Source organism: Aquimarina rhabdastrellae (genome assembly GCA_947387485.1).
Lineage (GTDB): Bacteria > Bacteroidota > Bacteroidia > Flavobacteriales > Flavobacteriaceae > Aquimarina.
The window spans coordinates 694,797-716,736 of sequence record CANDNT010000001.1; the positions used below are offsets into that span (position 1 = coordinate 694,797).

The following is a 21,940-nucleotide window of genomic DNA, read 5'->3' on the forward strand; positions in this document are numbered from 1 at the left end:
GATTTGTTTTAAAAGAAGAATACTTCTTCTTCCTCTTCATCATCTATTTCTTCTATATTTTGCTGTTGCACATTCATTACTTCTATGAATTGTGCAAGTGTTTGTATGGTTGTATAGTTGAATAATTGTTTGATGTCTAAATCCAATTCAAATTCTTCTCTAATCGCAGCTATCAATCTTACTGCTAATAAGGAATGTCCTCCTAATTCGAAAAAATTATCATTGATTCCTATAGGGGTTATCTTCAATAATTCTTCCCACAACGCGACCAAACGTTTTTCAGTTTCGGTTTCTGCAGCTTTATATTCGCTAGTTTTTAGTGTATTAATTTCTGGTTCAGGTAACTGTTTACGGTCGATTTTTCCGTTATGTGTTAGTTTGAACGTTTCCATTGCTACATAGATTCTAGGAATCATATATACTGGCAATTCTTCTTGTAGTGCAGTTTCTATTTGCGCTTGATCTATTTCTTGAGTTCCTATGACATACGCAACCAAACGCTTTTCTCCTGTTGCATCTATTTTCACATCTACTACAGCTTGCTGAATCGTTGGTAATTGCTCTATGGCATTTTCGATTTCGCCTAATTCAATACGATATCCACGAAGTTTAATTTGGTTGTCTTTTCGCCCTAAATATTCAAAAGTTCCGTTGTCTAACCATCGTACCAAATCACCTGTTCTGTATAATCGTTCTTCTGGCTTGTATGGATTTTGAACAAACTTTTCGGCAGTTAATTCAGGTCTGTTGAGATACCCTCTAGCTACTTGTACTCCTCCTACGCATAATTCACCTACTACTCCTTTGGCTACTAATTGTAAGTTATCATCCATTACATATGCATTGACATTGTGCAATGGACTACCAATCGTTGCTGTAGTTTCGCTATAAATAGGTTCTGTTGCCATTGTACAACAGATCGTACTTTCTGTAGGTCCGTAGGCATTTACGACTCTGAGTCCACTTGCTTGTAATTCTTTGGTTAATCCTATTTGTAAAGCTTCTCCTCCCGAAATCACCGTTTCTAGTACTTTCATTTCTTCTTTGAGTAACACTTGGTATGATGGCGGAATCAATGCATGTGTTACTTTCTCTTCTTTGAGAACTTGACTGATTTTATCAATGGCTTTGATTTTCTCTTCGGTCGTGATTACTAACTTTCCTCCTGAGCTTAATGCTGGATATAATTCTAATCCGAAAGCATCAAACGCTACTGTAGCAAATTGTAATGTAGCACTTTCGGCTGTCAAGCCTACTTTTTCGATATGGTTGTATACATAATTTACCATTCCTCCATGTTCACAGAGTACTCCTTTTGGTTTTCCTGTAGTTCCAGAAGTATAAATCACATATATCAACTGTTTTGCTTCGATTTGAGAGCATGTTACCTCACTATCAAATTGCGCTAAAACATCTGATACTTCATCTATAACAATCTGTTGTGCGTTTGTTGCCTCAAAATGATTTGTTAAACTAGTTTGTGTCAACACATATCTTGCTGATGTATCTTGCAGGATAAATTCGATACGATCTTTAGGATAACTAGGATCTAATGGAACGTACGCACCTCCTGCCTTGATAATTCCTAATACTGCAATCACCATTTCTAAAGAGCGTTCTACACATACTGGAATCAACTCTTCTTTGGTAACTCCTTGTTGGATTAGGTATTGCGCTAATTGATTCGAACGTTGGTCTAATTCTTTATAGGTTAATTGCTTTCCTTCAAAAGTCAATGCTATTGCATCTGGTTGGCGTTCGACTTGCTTTTGGAATAATTCTATTACGGAAGCTTCTTTATAGTCTAAAGCTGTTGTTGTAACCAGTTCTTCTAATATATATTCTTGTTCTGTGGCAGACATATATTTTAAAGCACCTACATTTTTAACCTGCGTTAATGTTTCTAAAGTTGTTAAGAAATGTTCTTTAATCATAGCTACTGTTTCTGGTGCTATGACCTCATCATTGTATAAAAATTTGATTTTTAATTGTCCTTCGGTTAAGAAGAATGCTGCTGTAAGTACATAGTTGGTTTGCTCATCATTGGTGATATTTTCTATTTCAATAATGGCTTGTTCATTCAATGTTTCCTCGTCTACAGGATAGTTTTCGAATACCAATAAGGTATCAAATAACGAATCGCTGAATCCGGCATTGCGTTGAATTTTACCTAACGGGATATGACTGTATTCTTCTCTTCCTGTGGTATGTCCTTCTTGTAGTTCTTGTAACCAATTTTCGATAGTGGCTTCTGCTCTTATTTCGGTGCAAACCGGAATTGTATTGATATATAAACCTACACGTTCTTCGATACCTTGAATAGCATTATCTCGACCGGATATTGTAGCTCCAAAACTCACTGCATCTTGCTGTGTATATTGTGCCATGATATAACTCCACGCTGCTTGTAACATTGTATTGACTGTTACTTTGTATTCTTGTGCTTTGGCTATCACAGCTTCAGATATATTTGAAGCAATGTATTCATCTTCAATTGTATTACCAATTACTTTATTTCTTAATGCGGTATCTTTTATAAATGGTATATACGTTGGTTCTTCTATTTTCTCTGTATAGGTTTTCCAGAAAGCTTCTCCTTTGTGATTTCCTTTTTTAAGAATCTGACGTACATGATCGCCATATTGATCTACCACGATTTCTGGCCAAGCATTTCCTTCTATTTTTGACGTATACAATTGCATGAACGAGCTAAGAATACTTGAGAACGACCATCCGTCTAATATGATATGATGATTGGTAATCACCATTCGAGTTCGATGCTCTCCTAAATTAAGCAACGTAATGCGTATCAACGGAGCTTGATCTATTGCGATTCCTCTTGTATGGTCAGCTTCGATAAACTCATTTACTTTCTCTGTTAAAGTATCTCCTGTAAAAGCACTAAAATCTTTTTCTTCGATAGGAATTTCGATCTGATCGTATACACATTGTACAGGTTGTCCTAAAGCATTTGGATATAATTTTGTTCTAAGAATGCTATGCTTTTTTACTAAATATGCCCATGAATCTACAAATAATTGTCTATCAATTGTACCTATCAAATCACATGCAAATTGCACTAAATAAGCGCTAGATGTTGTATCATACATACTGTGGAACAAGATTCCTTCTTGCAACGGACTCAATGGATATATATCTTGAAGTGTTGCTTGGTGATTTTCTTGTTGTTTAAAAGCTTCTAATTTGCCTTGAGACACAGCTTTTAATCCATAGTCACTAGCCGTAGCTATTGTCGTTTCTATAGCCGTACAATGTATGATAAGCTGTTCTAATGCTTCTTCGAATTTTGCAGCTAATTGTGTGATTGTACTTTCTTCAAATCGCAACGCATCGTAATTCCAATGTATTTGTAGTTCTCCTTTAACCACCATACTGTTGATCGTTAAACGATGTGGATTCTGATTGTCTCTAGCTATTTCGTGTCCTACATTTTCCGTTGCTGCTCCCAATTTACTTTCGGCAGCTAAGGTTGTATCAAAACTCCCTAAATAATTGAAGACAATACGTTCAAAATCTGCATTTAACGTTGCTTTTAAAACCTCATCATTTGTCAAATACCTCAATACTCCATAACCAATTCCTTTATTCGGAATCGCACGTAACATCTCTTTTGTATTGGCGATTATATGTTTTAATTCATCTTCTCCTTCATGCTTTTTCAATTGCACTGGATATAAATTAGTAAACCATCCTAGTGTTCTACTAATATCTACATCATCAAAAAGATCTTCTCTACCATGTCCTTCTAATGCAATGACTACTTCGTTTTGTTGCATCCACTCTGTAAGTGTCATTGTCAATGCACTCAATAAAATATCATTGATTTCTGTACTATATGCCTGATGAACCTCTTGTAATAAACGTTGTGTTAATGCAGTATTTAGTGTTGTTGAAACTCCAAGCGTATCTCGGTATGTAGTGACTCCATGGTATGCGATATCTTGTGGTAAAGTAACTGTATTGGCTACAATTCCTTTCCAATATTCTACTTCAGCTAATACATTTGCTTCTGTAGCATACATTGTTAGCTTTTGTTGCCACTGACGATATGAGGTTTGTTTATTTGGTAACGCTAATTCTTGTTGGTTTTCAAATTGCGTTATTAAAGTTTGAATGTCTTCTATAAGAATTCTCCATGAAACTCCATCAATTGCCAAGTGATGTATAACAATAAACAATCTATTGGCATCCGAAGTATCTGGGGTTTGCATCCATACAAACTTGGCTAGACTTCCTGTCTCATAAGAGAGTTTTTCTTGATACGATTCGCAAATTGTAGCGATCTCATGCTCCTCTTGTACTGTTAATACTTCTAATTCTAACTCGGTATTTCCATATGTTTGCGTAACCTTTTGATCAAGATGCTCGTATTGCAATCGCAATGCATCATGATACGTATTTAGGTATGCTACAACAGCTTTTAACTGTGCTGCTGTAATCGTCTTATCTACCGTTAGTAATGTAGATTGATTGTATTGATTTGCTTGCTTGTATTCTCGCTCAAAGAACCATTGTTGAATCGGCATTAAACCTACTTCTCCTTCTAGTACTCCTGCTTCATTTAGGACACTTGCACTTGTGCGTAAGTGTTTTACTAATTCTTGAATGGTTTGGTACTGGAAAATATCTTTTACTTTAAAAATAATTCCTTCATTTTTAGCTCTACTTACCAATTGAATAGCTTTGATAGAGTCTCCTCCAAGTTCAAAGAAATTGTGTGTGATTCCTATAGGTTTCACACCTAAAAGTTCTTCCCAAATCTTACTCAAAATCACTTCTTTGTCATTTGAAGGAGCTATATATGTTTCTGTCTTCAGGTCGCTTTCTTGCGGTTCTGGAAGGTGTTTACGATCTATTTTTCCGTTTGACGTTAATGGGAATAGCTCCAATACCACATACGTTTTAGGCACCATATAGCTTGGTAATTCTTGTGCCAAAATTGTTTCTATTTCTGTATGTGTTATTTCGGATTTCTTAGTAATATAAGCTACTAATCGTTTGTTTTGATGTTGGTCTTCTTTAACCAAAACTACTGCTTGTTCTATCGCAGCTATACGTTCTATAGCTGTTTCTATCTCTCCTAATTCTATACGATATCCTCTTAATTTTACCTGATGATCGATACGTCCGATATAAGCAATACTTCCGTCTGGATACCATTTGGCCAAATCTCCTGTGCGATATAAACGTTCTCCTGAAATAAAAGGGTTATTGATAAACTTCTCTTCAGACAACTCGGGTCTGTTGAGATATCCTCTTGTCGTTTGGATTCCTCCTAAACACAATTCACCAACAACGCCAACAGGTACTGGTTGTCTATTTGCGTCCAAAATATATGTTGGTACATTGTCCAAAGGTTTCCCTATTGTAATAGCACCGTCTGCTGCAATTGGATCGTCTGACATAGAACTACAGATCGTACTTTCTGTAGGTCCGTAGGCATTGATCATTCTAATCCCTTGTTGTTGTAAATATCGAGCTGTATCTACCTGTAAAGCTTCTCCACCTGATACAATCGTTTCTAAGGTACTTAAGTGGTCTTTTAAGGCTGTTTGATATGATGGTGGTAAGAAGGTATTAGTTACCTTGTGTTCTTTTAGTAAGGTAGATAAACCTTCGATTGACTTGATCGTTTCTTCGGTTGTTACTACTAATTTCCCTCCTGAAGCTATTACTGGATATATTTCGAATCCAAAAGCATCAAATGCTACCGATGCAAATTGCAAAGTTGTACTGGTCTCGTTTATGTTTACAGCTTCTATATGGTTGAGTGCTAAATTTACCATACTTTGATGCTCGCATAACACTCCTTTTGGTTTTCCTGTTGTACCTGATGTGTAAATTACATATAGTAACTGTGTTCCTTCTATTTGCGGTAATGCTGTTGCTGACTGAGTCTCTGGAATTGATTCTACTGTAATTGTTGTTACACTATTATTTTCGAAACGTTGCTGCAATTCATTTTGTGTAATCACAAAGTTTGCTGATGTATCTTCCAAAATAAAATTTATACGATCTTGTGGATATGTTACATCAATAGGCACATATGCTCCTCCTGCTTTGATGATCGCTAGTACCGCTATACACATTTCTAAAGAACGTTCGATAAAGACCGGTACTAACTCTTCTTTTTGTAATCCTTGTTCGAGTAGATATGAAGCCCATATTGCGGTCTTTTCGTCTAGCTCTTTATACGTTAACTGCTGATTCTCGAATACCAACGCAATTGCATCAGGACGTGCTATTACTTGTTCTTTAAATAGTTCTAAAACTGATTGCTGCGTTGCTATTGGTTTACTGAATGTATTGAATCCATATAGAATTTCTTGTTGTTCAGCTTTGCTTAAATAGTTTATAGTTTCAAATGTTGAATTCTCCCTAATAAAACTTTGTAACGTATTGATCAAATGGTTACCAATCGTTGCAACTGTCTCTTTATCCAATACTTTATCATTGTATAGCATCTTAATTTGTAATCCTGTAGTTGCTATGCTAAAGGCTATGGATAACGTATAATTAGTTTGTTCGTGGTATTGTAGATTTTCTACGGCTAAAGCATTTCCTGTGTTGAATGATTTTTCATCAATTGGATAATTCTCAAATACCATCAGCGTGTCAAACAATGCTTCCTGAATTGCTGTTGTTTGTTGTATTGTTTGTAATGGAAGGTGACTGTATTCTTCTCTTCCTATGGTATGTTCTTTTTGTAAGGTCTGTAACCAATCTGCTATAGTTGCTTTGTTATCTACTGTAATACAAACTGGAATCGTATTGATGTATAAACCAACTTTTTCGTCTATGCCCTCTATCGCAGCATCTCTACCCGAAATCGTTGCTCCAAAACTAATTGTTTCTTGTCTTGTATATTGCGACAATAGATATCCCCAAGCTCCTTGAATCAAGGTATTAACGGTAAGATGATTTTGCTGTGCAAAGTCTTCTAATTGGGTGCTTAATTCTATTCCTAAATCCCAATGTTCTTCTTGATTTCCTATTTCGTGATTACGCAAAGTTGTATCCTTGATAAATGGTACATACGTAGGTTCTTCTAGGTCTTGTAAATAGTTTTTCCAGAATGTTTTTCCTTCGTAAATATCTTTATCTAAAGTGTAACGTACTTGTTGTCCATAATGATCTACTTCGAATGCAGGAATCGATTTTCCTAATTGCAACGTTTCATAGGTATTGATAAAACCACTCATGATACGCGAGAATGACCATCCATCCCATAAAATATGGTGATTGGTTACGATCATAGTTGTTTTTTGAGCTGGCTGACGAACTAAAGTGATACGAATTAGAGGTACTGCTGTGATGTCAAATCCTTTTTTACGGTCAGTTTCAATAAAGGCTTGTGTTTGTATTTTTGAAGTTGCTATAGACATCTCAGTTTGGTCTACAATCTCTATTGGTATGGCTACTTCTTTGTATACACATTGTATAGCGCTTTGGAAGGTATCTGGGAAAATTTGTGTACGTAATACACTGTGTTTTTCAAAAATATGCTTCCAGCTTTCTCTAAAATTCGCCTCATCTATAATTCCATCAAAATCACAACTAAATTGTGTTACATATGCTTTAGTATTGTTTTCGTATAAACTATGGAATAGTAATCCTTCTTGTAATGGATTTAGCGGATATATATCTTCTATCTGATGGGCTGAAATGCTTTGTTTGAACTGTTGTAATACATCATGCGAAATCACTGGTAATCCATAATCAGCACTAGTTTCAACAGTATTTTCTATGGCTGTACAATGTGCTATGATAGTTTTTAAATTCCCTACATAATTTGCTACTAATTCCTGAACGGTAGCTTCATCGTATCGTAAACTATCGTAATTCCAGCTAAGGTGTAATTGCTCTTCTGAGATGATACTGTTAATGACAAAAGCACTTGCATATTGATTCTTAAGGCTAATATCATTTCCTTTATTCATTTTTGAGATTGCAAATACATCTTCATTTACCAAACCATCAAAATCTCCTAAGTAATTGAATACAATTTCTTCAATGTTCTTATTCCATAAGGAATTTTCTTTAGTTCCTTCATTTAGGTATTTTAAGATTCCATATCCGATACCTTTATTTGGGATTGCTCTTAAGGCATCTTTGGTATTGGCAATAATCGCTTCAACAGTTGCTTCCTTCGTACTTAACGCTACTGGATATAAACTTGTAAACCATCCAACGGTTCTACTGATATCTACAGTTTCTGATAATTCTTCACGACCATGTCCTTCCATCGCTACAACCCATTCATTTCGATGTTGCCATTGTGATAAAGTCATCGCCAAAGCACTTAACAATATATCATTGATATCTGTAGTATAGGCTTTATGAATTTCTTGCTGCAAACTTCTCGTTAGAATTGTATCCAACGTAAGCTCAACAGTTTTTACTTCTTGATATGTTGCCTGCTGCTTGTGTTCAACCTCAGCAGCTATATTTATCTCTTTTTCTAGAACTGTTTCCCAATATCTTTGCTCAGCTACTAATCTTTCGCTAGAAGCGAATACTTGCAACTGTTCTTGCCACTGTCGATACGAAGTTTGTTTAGGGTCTAACGTTTTACCATTTAAGCTATTTTGTAAATCTTCTAAAAGAATTCTCCATGAAACCCCATCCACCGCTAAGTGATGAATCACAAGATACAGCAACTGCTTTTCTGGTGCCTGAATATGTACAGATCTAAAGAGTTCGCCTTTAGAAATATCTAAGCTTTCTTGATAACGTTCACAAAGTTTCTCAACTTCGTCTAGAGAAGTAATAGTTTCTGTTACTATGGTTACTTCTTTCTCTTTTTGATATGTCTGAATGATTGTCTCGTCTGATATTTCATATCGGAAACGCAACGCATCATGTTGTGCTATTAATTGTTGTAAAGCAGTATCAATTTCTCGTATTGTTACCTCTTTTTTAAGCTCAAGAAGTACCGATTGATTAAAGTGATTTTGCTTTGCGTATTGTTTTTCAAAAAACCACGATTGAATTGGTAACAATCCTGAAACTCCTTCTACAATGCCTTCTTCTGTTAGAATACTTGCCGAAGTTCTTAGATTTTGTGCTAATTCAGCTATTGTTTGATGCGTAAATACATCTTTAACCTTGAAGAGTATATCTTGCTTTTTGGCTTTACTCACTAATTGAATTGCTTTGATCGAATCTCCACCTAACTCAAAGAAATTTGCAGTAATTCCTATCTTATCAATTCGAAGTAATTCTTGCCAAATCGCAACTAATTGCTTTTCTACTGCTGTATTTGGTGCTATGTATGTTTGCTGTATCGTTCCAAAATCTGGTTCTGGCAATTGTTTTCTATCAACTTTTCCGTTGACACTCAATGGCATTTTGTCCAAAGTCACATAATGCTTCGGTACCATATATTCTGGTAACGTAGCTGCTAATATCGTTTGTGCTTCTTTTTCGTCAAACTGAGCTTCGCTTACTACATATCCAATAAGTTGTTTATTTCCATTAGGATCTGCTTTTGCAATGACTACTGATTGCGATACGGTATCCAATTGATCTAATAGTGTTTCAATTTCTCCTAATTCAATACGATACCCTCTTATTTTAACCTGATTATCTTTTCTTCCTATATAGGTGATGCTTCCATCTCTTTCCCAACTTGCTAAATCTCCCGTTTTGTATAATCGTTCTCCTTTTACAAATGGATTTTCGATAAACTTATCCGCAGTTAAGTCCTCTCTATTTAAGTAACCTCTTGCTACCTGAATTCCGCCTATACACAGCTCTCCTGCAACTCCTATAGGTTGTGATTGTAGTGTTTCGTTAAGAATATATATTTGCGTATTGGCTACTGGATATCCAATGCTTACATGTTTTTCTACGTCTATAGTAGTAACATCTATGGCTGTAACATCAATGGCAGCTTCGGTTGGACCGTATAAGTTATGTAGCTTCACCCAAGGTAAATGCTCTCTAAAACTACGTACCATACTCGATGTCAACGCTTCTCCACTACAGATTACATGTTGTAACGTTTTACATTTTTCGGCATCAATATCTTCTAAAAACACCGACAACATTGAAGGTACAAAGTGCATAATTGATCCTTGTTCTTGCTGAATCAACTCTTGTAAATATTCTGGATCTTTATGACCTTCTGGCAACGCGAAAACCATTTTACATCCTACAATCAATGGCATTGTCAATTCCCAAACGGATACATCAAACGTATAGGTTGTTTTTTGAAGAATGATAGATTCTTGATTGATGTCTAAATCATCTCTCATCCACAACAGTCTATTATACAATCCTTGATGTTCGCATAATACCCCTTTTGGTTTTCCTGTCGTACCTGAAGTATATATCACATACGCCAATTGTTCTGGTGCTATGGTTGCTATCTCAAAAGTCTCTGGATAAGTTGCTAATTGTAATGCATCCAATGCCAAAATTTCTACCGCTATAGTGTCAAAAATCTTAGCAAATCGCTCTTGTGTCAATACTAAAGTGGCAGCTGTATCTTCTAACATATATGAGATACGATCCATCGGGAATGTAGGATCAATAGGAACGTATGCCCCTCCCGCTTTGAGAATGGCTACAATTCCTATAATCATTTCGAACGAACGCTCTACACAAATAGGAACTAGTGTTTCTTGTTTAACTCCTAACTCTTTTAGCTTGTGTGCTAACTGATTTGTTTTACGATCTAGCTCAGAAAAACTCAATGTTTGTCCGTCAAAAACAATAGCGGTTGCCTTAGGTTGCACTGCTACTTGCTTTTTGAACATATCCAAAATAGAAATGCCTTCTGGATATGGAATTGCTGTAGCGTTAAAGCTAGCTATTGTCTTTTCTTCTGCACTGGTTAATAACGGAATTTTTGCAATTGCTTTTGTTGGTTCTGCTAAGATTGCTGAAACAATTGTCTCAAAATGTTCAGCAAATTGTACCATAGTTGCTTCTTTGAACAATGCTGTATTGTATTCTAGATAGAATTCTAAAGCCTTGTCTTGTTCAATTGCACTCAAACTCAATTCGAACTTAGCAGTTTGAGATTTTGGTGCATTAATCGTTACTTCAGTAGCTCCTAAATTTGTAATTGTTGCCTGCTCATTGTTTTGCAACGTAAACATTGTTTGGAAAATCGGACTTCTACTTTGATCTCTTTGTATAGCAACCTTATCTACAATTTTCTCAAACGGAATTTCTTGATGTGCGTAAGCATCTAATGTTGTTGCTTTGGTCGCTTCCAGAATTTGGATAAACGTATGATTGCTTTCTATTTGCGTACGTAATGCAATAGTATTGACAAAGAATCCTATTAGATTTTCGACTTCTGCTTGTTCTCTATTGGCAATTGGACTTCCTACAGTAATATCTCCTTCATTGGTATATCTGTACAATAAAGTTTTATACGCTGTCAATAACGTCATAAACAATGTTGTCCCTTGTTTTTGACTGAATTCTTGTAATTTCTTTGTGATTTCAGAAGAAATCGTAAACTTGATTTCGTTTCCTTCGTTCCCCAAAATAGCAGGTCTGCTATAGTCTGTTGCTAAAGCTAATGGCGTTGTATTAAGCAATTGCGTTTCCCAATAAGCTAATTTTTCTGTAAAATCTATTTCCTTGCTATTATTTCGTTGCCAAACGCTATAATCTGCATATTGAATTGGCAAGTCATTTATCACAGGTTCTTGGTTATTGATTGCCGCTTCGTAGAACACTTGCAATTCTTTTACAAAAATTGGCAAAGACCATCCATCTGCGGCTATATGATGCAATACAAGAACTAGTTGATGAACAGTTTCATTTTCTTTCAATAAAACTGCGCGTAGCATATAATCCTTGCTAAGATCAAAAGGTTTGGATACGATTTCTTGTATTACCGCTTCTGATGGTTCTTGATTATCTTGTATTACTTCAAAATTTGAAGCTTCTTGCAGTTGTTGGTATCCTATTCCGTTTTCTTCTTTATAAACTGTTCTTAGACTTTCATGTCTTGTTATTAATGCTTGTATTGCATTGATTAAAGCATTCGTATCTAAGTTTCCTTTAAGTTGTAATATTGCTGGAATATGATATGCTTGACTTCCTTGTAAATTATCTATAAACCATAATCGTTCTTGTGTAAAGGATAATGGTATTTTTTGAGTACGGTCTGCTTTGGTAATGACCGTTGTAGTTTCGCTAGACCTTCCTTCTAAAAATGTTGCCTGAGTAGCAATAGTTGCATATTGAAAGATATCTTTGACATTGATGTTCTTTTCGAATTGCTTTCTTATCCTAGAAACTAGTTTTACCGCTAATAGTGAATGTCCACCTATTTCAAAGAAGTTAGCATTGCTACTTACTTTTGTGGTTCCTAAAACCTCATTCCATAATTCGGCTAACTTTTCTTCTATCGCTCCTTTTGGTGCTATATATTCTTGTAGTTCTATAGTATCTACAGCCGGATTAGGAAGTTTTTTTCGATCCACTTTACCATTGACACTTAGCGGCATTTCGTCTAAAGCTACATAGTATTTAGGCACCATGTATTCTGGTAATTGATTGGCTAATATCGTTATAGTAGCTTCTTTATTAAACGTTCCTTCAGTTACGACATACGCTACTAGTTGCTTGTTATTCTCTGTAACTTCTTTAGCCACAACTACTGCTTGCTGAATGGCTTCTTGTTCTTCTAATAAAGCTTCAATCTCACCTAATTCGATACGATATCCTCTTAGCTTTATTTGATTATCAATTCGCCCTACATATGCTATACTTCCATCGGCATTCCAACTTGCTAAATCTCCTGTTCTGTACAGTTTTCCTCCATGAACAAATGGATTATTGATAAACTTTTCTTGATTAAGCTCTTCTCTTTTAAGGTATCCTCTAGCCACTTGGATTCCGCCAATACACAATTCCCCTGCAACTCCAACTGGCTGTTCTTGCATCGCTGGATTCACAATATAAATTTGAGTATTTGCTACTGGATATCCAATACTTACCGTATTTGCAATCGCTTGGTGAGTTAGATCAATAGCCGTAACATCAATCGCTGCTTCTGTTGGTCCATATAAGTTGTGTAACTGTACGTTTGGCAATTGTGTTCTAAAACTCTTTACCATACTAGCTGTCAACGCTTCTCCACTACATACAACATGTCTAAGTGAGGTACATAAGTCAGTATTGACTTCTTCTAAAAAGATCGATAACATTGAAGGAACAAAATGCATGATTGTTCCTTGTGAAGTAGCTATCAACTCTTGTAAATATAATGGATCTTTGTGTCCTTCTGGTTTTGCAAGTACCATCTGACATCCTACAATCAAAGGCATTGTTAATTCCCATACCGATACATCAAATGTATAAGTAGTTTTTTGTAAGATGATATCGTTTTGCGTGATTTCTAAATCATCTCGCATCCACAATAATCTATTATACAAACCTTTGTGTTCGCATAAGACTCCTTTTGGTTTTCCTGTCGTACCTGAAGTATATATCACATACGCCAATTGTTCTGGCTGAATGCTTTCAACTTCGAACGTTGTATCATATATTTCGTATTCAAAATGATCTAAAACGATACTGTTTATCTCTTGTTCGAATATAGTTTCAAAACGTTTTTGTGTCAAAACAAACGTAGCTTCTATATCTCCTAGAATATATTCGATACGATCTGCTGGAAAAGTAGGATCGATAGGTACATAGGCTCCACCTGCTTTTAGAATCGCTAAGATTCCGACTATCATATCAAACGAACGTTCGACACAAATTGGTACCAATGTCTCTTTGGTAACTCCTTGATCATTTAGATAATTTGCTAGTTGATTTGTTTTTTGATCTAGTGCTTCAAAACTCAAAGTTGTTCCTTCAAAAACAATTGCTGTAGCTTTTGGTTGTGCTATTACTTGTTTTTGGAACATATCCAAAATAGAAATCCCTTCTGGATACTCTATTTTTGTTGTATTGAAGTTCTGTAATTGTAATTTTTCAGCCTCCGAAAGTAGCTCCAAGGTATTAATTGTAGCATTTGGAGTCGTTACAATCGCATCGATTGTATTTTTAAAGTGAGTTGCTAGCCTAGCTATTGTAGCTTCATTGTATAAAGCTGTACTATATTCGATAGCTACGGCCAATCCTCTTTCGTTTTCTGTAATGTCTAAACTTAGATCGTATTTTGATGTTTTTGTATCAAAAGTCATCAATTCAGCCTGACTTTCTCCTAGCTTGATATTAGAAACTGATTCATTGTTCTGTAAACTTAGGATCGTTTGGAAAATCGGTGTTTTACTTTGATCTCTTGTAGTAATCACTCGATCTACGATTTTTTCAAAAGGAACTTCCTGATGCTCGTATGCTTCTAGCGTGGTTTGCTTTACTTTGGCTAAAATACTTTCGAAAGTATCGTCTCCTTCTATTTGATCGCGAATGGCAACCATATTTACAAAGAATCCTACCAATCCTGCTATTTCAGCTTGCATTCTATTGGCAATCGGACTTCCTACTGTAATATCTCCTTCGTTGGCATAGCGATACAATACAATCTTATAGATACTCATCAAGGTCATAAACAACGTTGCTTGTTGTTCTTGACTGATTTGATGTAAAGCTTTGGTGGTTGCTGTATCTATTTCAAAATGGAATTGTGCTCCTTTTGTATTTTGTATCGCAGGTCTTATGTGGTCTGTTGGAATAGCCAAAGGTGTTGTCCCTTGAAGCTGTTGTTCCCAATAAATTAGTTTTTCTTCTAAAAAGGCTTCTGTTAAATTTTCTCTTTGCCAAAGACTGTAATCAATATATTGTACCGCTAATTTTGGTAAATCTATAGGTGTATAATGAATAGCCGCATCGTAATTAGCTTCTAATTCTTTGACAATAATAGGAATCGACCATCCATCTGAAGCAATGTGATGTGCTACGATAATTAAGGTATATTCATGAGGAGCTGTCTCAAATAAAGTTGCTCTCAACATATCATCACTACTCAAATCAAACGGTTTAGCGATATAGGCTTCAATTGCCGATGCTAATTTTTCTTCTTGAATTGAAATATGTGCTAACTCAAATGAACTCGCTTCTTTTACTTTTTGGTACGGTTGTCCTTCTATTTCTTCAAATACAGTTCGTAAACTTTCATGCCTTTGAACTACTTCTTTAAACGCTTTTTCTAGCGCTTTGCTATTGAGATCTCCTGTAAGCTTTAATCCACCTTGTACATGATATTCTGTACTTCCTTTTAAGTGATCCAAAAACCATAAACGTTCTTGTGTAAAAGATAAAGGGATCAACTCTGGACGTTCTGCTATCGAAATATCGGTAACTTTTGTTCCAGTTTCTTGTTGCGCTACATAAGCTGCTAATTGAGTAATTGTTGTATACTGAAAAAGATCTTTTACAGAAAGTGTTACCTGAAATACATCTTGTATCGCTGTTAACATTCGCACTGCTAATAGAGAATGTCCTCCTATCTCAAAGAAATTAGCTTGTGTACTTATGGCTTCTTTTTGCAATAGCGTTTGCCATATACGTACTAACTCCTCTTCTGTTTTATTTGTAGGTGTAACTATTTCGTCACTAGCTGCAAGATCCTGTGGTTCTGGTAGACGTTTACGGTCTATTTTTCCGCTAGGATTCAACGGAAATGCTTCCATTGTTATAAAATGATTCGGAATCATATATGCAGGAAGACTTTCTCTAAGCTTAGCTTCTACAAAGGCAGTATCATATTCTGCTTCAGGTGTGATATACGCTACCAAAAGTGCATCTTGCTTGACCATGACCACCGATTGTTTTATGACTTCCAATCGATCTAACGTAGCTTCTATTTCGCCAAGCTCAATTCGGTATCCTCTTAATTTAACCTGATTGTCTTTTCGACCTAAATATTCTATAATTCCGTTAGGCAACCATCTTACAACATCTCCTGTTTTGTATAAACGATCTCCTGCTTTAAACGGATTTTCGATAAACTTATCTGCTGTTAGATCTGGACGATTCCAATATCCTTTAGCTACCTGAGTACCACCAATACACAATTCTCCTTTAACGCCTATTGGCTGCGCTTCATTTTTATCATTAAGCACATATAGCGAAGTCGTTGCAAAAGGTTTTCCGATAGGAATGTTCACAGCTGTTTCTACTACCGAGGATGTATCGAAATAACTACTGTAAATCGTTGCTTCTGTAGGTCCGTATATATTTTCTAAAGAAGCTTTGAGTCCTAGTTTTCTATAGGCAATAATGAGTTCTAAAGGAAGGCGCTCTCCTGCCAACATCACATATTTGAGATGCTCTAAATCAATTTTTTCTTGTTGTTGCAATGCTTCAATAAATACCGCAAATAAAGAAGGTACTAAATTGAAATGTGTAATTTTTTGCGAAGCTAGCGTCTGAATTAAAACAGGAAGTTCTGTTTCTCCGCCCTTAGTTAAAATACCTAAGCTTGCTCCTTGATAGATCCATCCAAAAAGCTCGTATACCGACACATCAAATGTAAAGGTTGTTTTTAATAACAAACGATCTTCTTTGGTTACTGGATATGCTTTATCCATTCCGTATAGCAATGCCATTAGAGAGCGATGTTGGATCATTACTCCTTTTGGTGTTCCGGTTGTTCCCGAGGTATATATGATATATGCTAATTGCTCTGGAGTTACTATTCTTTGAGGTTTTGTTAAGGACTGTTGCTTTACTTTTTCCTCTATAGTATCCAAAGTTACTGTGGTAACCGTTTGTTGGTTTTTGAATAAAGCTTGATATTCGGCTGTAGTTATCACTGTAGTTGCCGCTGTATCTTTAAGAATAAAATCTATTCTATTTTGTGGATATTTAGGATCAATTGGTATATACGCTGCTCCTGTTTTTAACACAGCAAAGATGGTAACAACCATTTCTAGCGAACGATCCATACATATAGGAACTAATGCTCCGTTTTCTACTCCAACTTCGATAAGATAATTAGCTAACTGATTACTTTTGGTTGCCAATTCTTGATAAGAATATGTCGTATCTTCGTGTAACAACGCTGTAGCTTCAGGTTGAGAAGTTACTTGCTTTTCAAATAGATCTAATACTGTATCGTGAGTTATTTCAATTTCTTCATGCGTATTGAATACGTTTAATAAAGTATCCTTTTCTAGTGATGGTAATAATTCTAGTGTATTGATGTTTTGATCTGCGCTTACTAAAACTGCCGCAGCCAAATTCATAAAATGCGTCGCAAAACGTGCTATGGTTTCTGGCTTGAACAAAGCTGTACTATATTCTAATACTATTTCTAGTTGCTCGTTTGCTTCGGTGATTTCCATACTTAAATCAAATTTTGAAGTCTGAGTATGGTATTTTTTGAGTAAGGTATTTTTAGTTTCCGAAAATTGTGCTGGTGCTAAAGCTTCCGTATTTTGAAGCATTAACATAGTTTGGAAAATCGGAGTTCTACTTTGATCACGTTCAGAAGCTACGCGCTCTACTATCTTTTCGAAAGGAACTTCTTGATATTGATACGCTTCTAAAGTCGTTGTTTTCGTTTGCGTTAAAACTTGAGTAAATGTTAAATCAGATTCAAGTTGAGAACGAATGGCAATGGTATTTACAAAAAATCCTATCAAGTCTGATAGTTCTGCATACGGGCGATTTGCTACTGGAGTTCCTACAGTAATATCGCTTTCTCCTGTATATCTATGCAATACAACTTTATATAGACTCATCATTGTCATGAATAAGGTCGCTTCGTTTTCCTTACTCAGTGATTTTAAGCCTTTGGTTATTTCTTTGTTTAAACTAAATCGATATTGAGCACCTGCCAAATCCTGTACTACGGGACGTTGATAATCTGTAGGTAATTGCAGTGGCGTATTATGTGTCAATTGTTGTTCCCAATACTTCAGTTGTTCGTCTAGTTCTTGTGTTGTAACTGTTTCTCTTTGCCAAATACTATAATCTGCATATTGTATCGGTAAGGTATTCGTATCTTCATTCTGAGCATATGTTTGCTGAATTTCATTAATCACTATCGGTAGTGACCATCCATCAGAAGCTATATGATGCATCACGATAACTAAATAAAACACATCTTTTTGGACCTGAAGAATTTCTGCACGAAGCATATAATCATTGGCTAAATCAAAAGGTTCTTTTATCGACTTTTGTATATAACTATCTACTTTGTTTTCTTCAATTTCGATATGATCGACTACAAAATCTAAAGGTGAGATTTTAGTTTGATATGGTAGACCTTTTTCGCTTTTATAAACGGTATGCAGTACTTCATGTTTTTGAACTACAGAGGCAATTGCTTTTTGTAACTTTTCTACATCAAGTGCTCCTTCTATATATTGAACCCCTGGAATATGATAAGCTACACTACCTTGTAATTGATCTATAAACCATAAACGTTCTTGAGTAAACGACAACGGAAGTTTTGTTGGCTTATCAGCTATCGCTTTGATTTCTTGCGTTTCTACACGTTCTGCATTTTCTATACGAGTTGCTAATTTGGCCACCGTTCGCGTCTCAAATATATCTTGAACTTTGATCTGAACTCGCATCTTTTTACGAACCATATTAACCAATCGCACTGCTATGATCGAATGACCGCCTAACTCAAAAAAGTTATCATTCATTCCTATTTGATCTACCTGCAATACTTGCTCCCAAATAGCAACCAATTGTTGTTCTATATCTGTGATAGGTTGTTTATAATCTATATTGTGTGAGTGATGAAAATCAGGCTCTGGAAGTGCTTTACGGTTAACTTTCCCACTAGGCATCAGTGGAAAATTCCCCATTTTTAAATAAATTTTTGGTACCATATATTCTGGCAAGTGTAACTCTAACTCCTGTTGAATATTAATTACCTCATCTTCAGTAATAACATAAGCGACTAATCGTTTACTTCCTTGATGATCGTCTTTTGCTAAAACTACTGCTTGTTGTACAGTTTCTATATGTTCTAGAGTAGCTTCTATTTCGCCCAATTCAATTCGGTAACCTCTTAATTTAATCTGGTTATCTTTTCGCCCTATAAATTCAATCTCTCCATTAGGCACCCATTTAGCTAAGTCTCCTGTACGATAAATACGTTCATTAAGTTTAAATGGGTTAGGAATAAACTTCTCTCCTGTTAATTCACTACGATTTAAATATCCTTCGGCTACTTGTATTCCTCCTATACACAATTCTCCTGCTACTCCTATAGGTTGTGGTTCGAGTTGTTTGTTAAGAATATAAGTTTGTGTATTTGCTATAGGTTTACCTATGTTTACTTTATTATCTTTTTGTAACTCTTGTATAGTTGCCCAAACTGTAGCTTCTGTAGGTCCATATACATTATACACTTTTCCTTGTGTAGCTGATATTAACTGTCCTTTTAGTGCTTCTGTAGTTGCTTCTCCTCCGGTCAATAAGGTAATATTCTCTTCACTTTTCCATCCGCTTTCTAATAACATTTTCCATCTTGATGGAGTTGCTTGTATATGAGTAGGATGTATTTTGTTTATGTATTGTGCTAATGCCATAGGATCCATTCCCATTTCATCATCAACTACCACTAAAGTTCCGCCATTACACAATGGTAGAAAAAATTCAAGTAAAGAAATATCAAAAGTATAGTTGGTAAAACTCAATACTTTTATTAATTCATTAACTCTTAATCCTAATTTCATTGCTTCTATAAAATTATATATAGAGCGATGTGCTATCATTACTCCTTTTGGTGTACCTGTAGTTCCTGAGGTATAAATAATATAGGCTAATTGTTCTGGAGTTATTTTGACACTTGGCCTCTCGGTAGGCTGTTTTTCTATTTCTATTGCTTTTTTATCAAGAATAACAACCCTTCTATTTTGTTGTTCAAGGAATGCTTTTTGTGATTCTTTTTCAGTGATTATATAGGTTGCATTAGTATCATCTACTATAAAATCTATACGATCTTGAGGATAATTAGGATCGATGGGTACATAAGCTCCTCCTACTTTTAATATAGCCAGTATACTCACTAGCATTTTGGGACCTCTTGAAAGACATATTGGGATAAGCTCTTTATGTTGTACTCCTAAGTTTATTAAATAATTAGCAAGCTGATTTGATTGCTGCTCTATTGCTGCATAGGTAAACGTTTCTTCTTGAAATACAATAGCTGTACCATCTGGCGAAGTTACCACGCTCTTATTAAAAGCTGTAAGTAGGGTATTATTTTTGTAATCAATCGCCCTATACGTTTGATTAAATTCTTTTACTACACTGTTCTTTTCTTCTTGTGTTATAACTTCTATCTCTTTGAGTCTCACGTCTTGTGTAGCTGTAATCTCATTGAGAATATGTAAAACACTTTTATAGATTGTTTTTACTTCGTTTTCGGTAAAATATTTTCCATCATAATCAACTTTTAATTCCAATTGTTGATTTTCACCATAATCACACCATCTCAGTGATAGCGGAGCATTAAACTCCATTGTACTAGCTAAATGTTTGGTTTCTATTTTAAGTCCTTCTATTGGTTCTGGAAACTTAAAAGGCTCATAATTAACAATGATATCAAAGAGTTGTTCTCGTTGTTGAGATAGTAATCTTAAGTCTCTATTTAAGTGTCCTAAAGGATATTTTCTATACCTGTAATCTTTGCGTTGTTCATGCTTAATATGCTGTATAAATTCCTTAATCAGCATATTCTCATTATAATTTGTTTTAAATGGTATAATACCACTGAAAACACCAAAAGTTTGTCGTTCTTTTCGATTCCCTCTTTTATGAACTGGAATTCCTATACTTATTTCTTCTAATTCATTTTCTGTTTTCCCAAAATAAATAGCTAATGCTGCTATAGTTAATTGTTGTAGATTACTTTGTGTTTGTCCAGCAAATGCTTCTAATTGTAATCTATTTTGGTTAGGTATTGTTACAGAAATTCTCCCTCCACTAGTTCGTTGATTTAACTCTTTTGGTGTAAATACAGATTTTGGAATCGTCTTGTATTTTTCATTCCAATACAGACTATCTTTTTTATAATTATCTGATTCAAAATACCCTAAAGATTCCTTTATAGTAGTAAAATAAGATCCAAAGTTATTTTCTTGAATTTCTTTTTTATGTAGTATAGCTTTATATTGATTGATTACATAATCTGAAATAATCATAAACCCATAACCATCAGTAATCAAATGATGAAAACAAGCAAATACCCAATACTCATCTTCAGTTATTTTTAATATCTCATATCTATATAATCTATCATTATATAAATCAAAGGATATATTAAATTCATTTTGAACCCATTGCTCTATTTCAGATTTATCTTTTTGAGAAAAATCTCTCTCTATAACTTCTACTTTTTGGGGACTGTCTAAAAAACATACAGGTTCATCATTTGTAAAATCATATTTGATCGTTAATGAATCAAATATATATGGCAGATTTTCAATTACTTCTTTAAATACTTCTTTCTGAAAATCTCCTCGAAATACCATATATCCACCTACATTATACAATGAGCTTTCTGGGGAAACTAATTGATGGTAATAGATATCCTGTTGCGCAATGTGCAACTTAGTTATGTCTTTCATGTAATCTTATTATCTATTCTTCTTTCTTAATTTTAGCGTGCCAAAAAATGATCTCTAGGGGATAATTTTTCCGTCATTTTTATGATCGAAAACATCATTTTTTGACATTCTAGTCGCTTAATATAAGCTTATTAACTATGCTGCATTGTGATGCTAATCACATAGAATTCGAGATCACATTAATTTAAAGTAAAAAACATAAGTTACTGCAAAACAGTAAAAAACACCTCATACCTTTAATAATCAACCGTTAAGATTTTACATTTTTAAGAGTAGATTTTACACATAACAATTAACCAATAATACTAGTACTGTTTAACCATAAAAAACAAAAAAATATTTAACTAAAATTTAACAATATAGTTTTATAGTTAATGTACTAGCATTATCAAAGTTTA

The 21,940-nt window shown here is 34.9% G+C and carries 1 protein-coding gene; it reads right to left on the bottom strand.

What is annotated here, in order from left to right:
• Positions 1–8: 8 nt before the first annotated feature.
• Entirely contained in the window at positions 9–21,542 is a 21,534-nt protein-coding gene (locus tag ACYEKI_RS03055) for a non-ribosomal peptide synthase/polyketide synthase (protein ID WP_459209686.1), read from the bottom strand.
• Positions 21,543–21,940 lie beyond the last annotated feature (398 nt).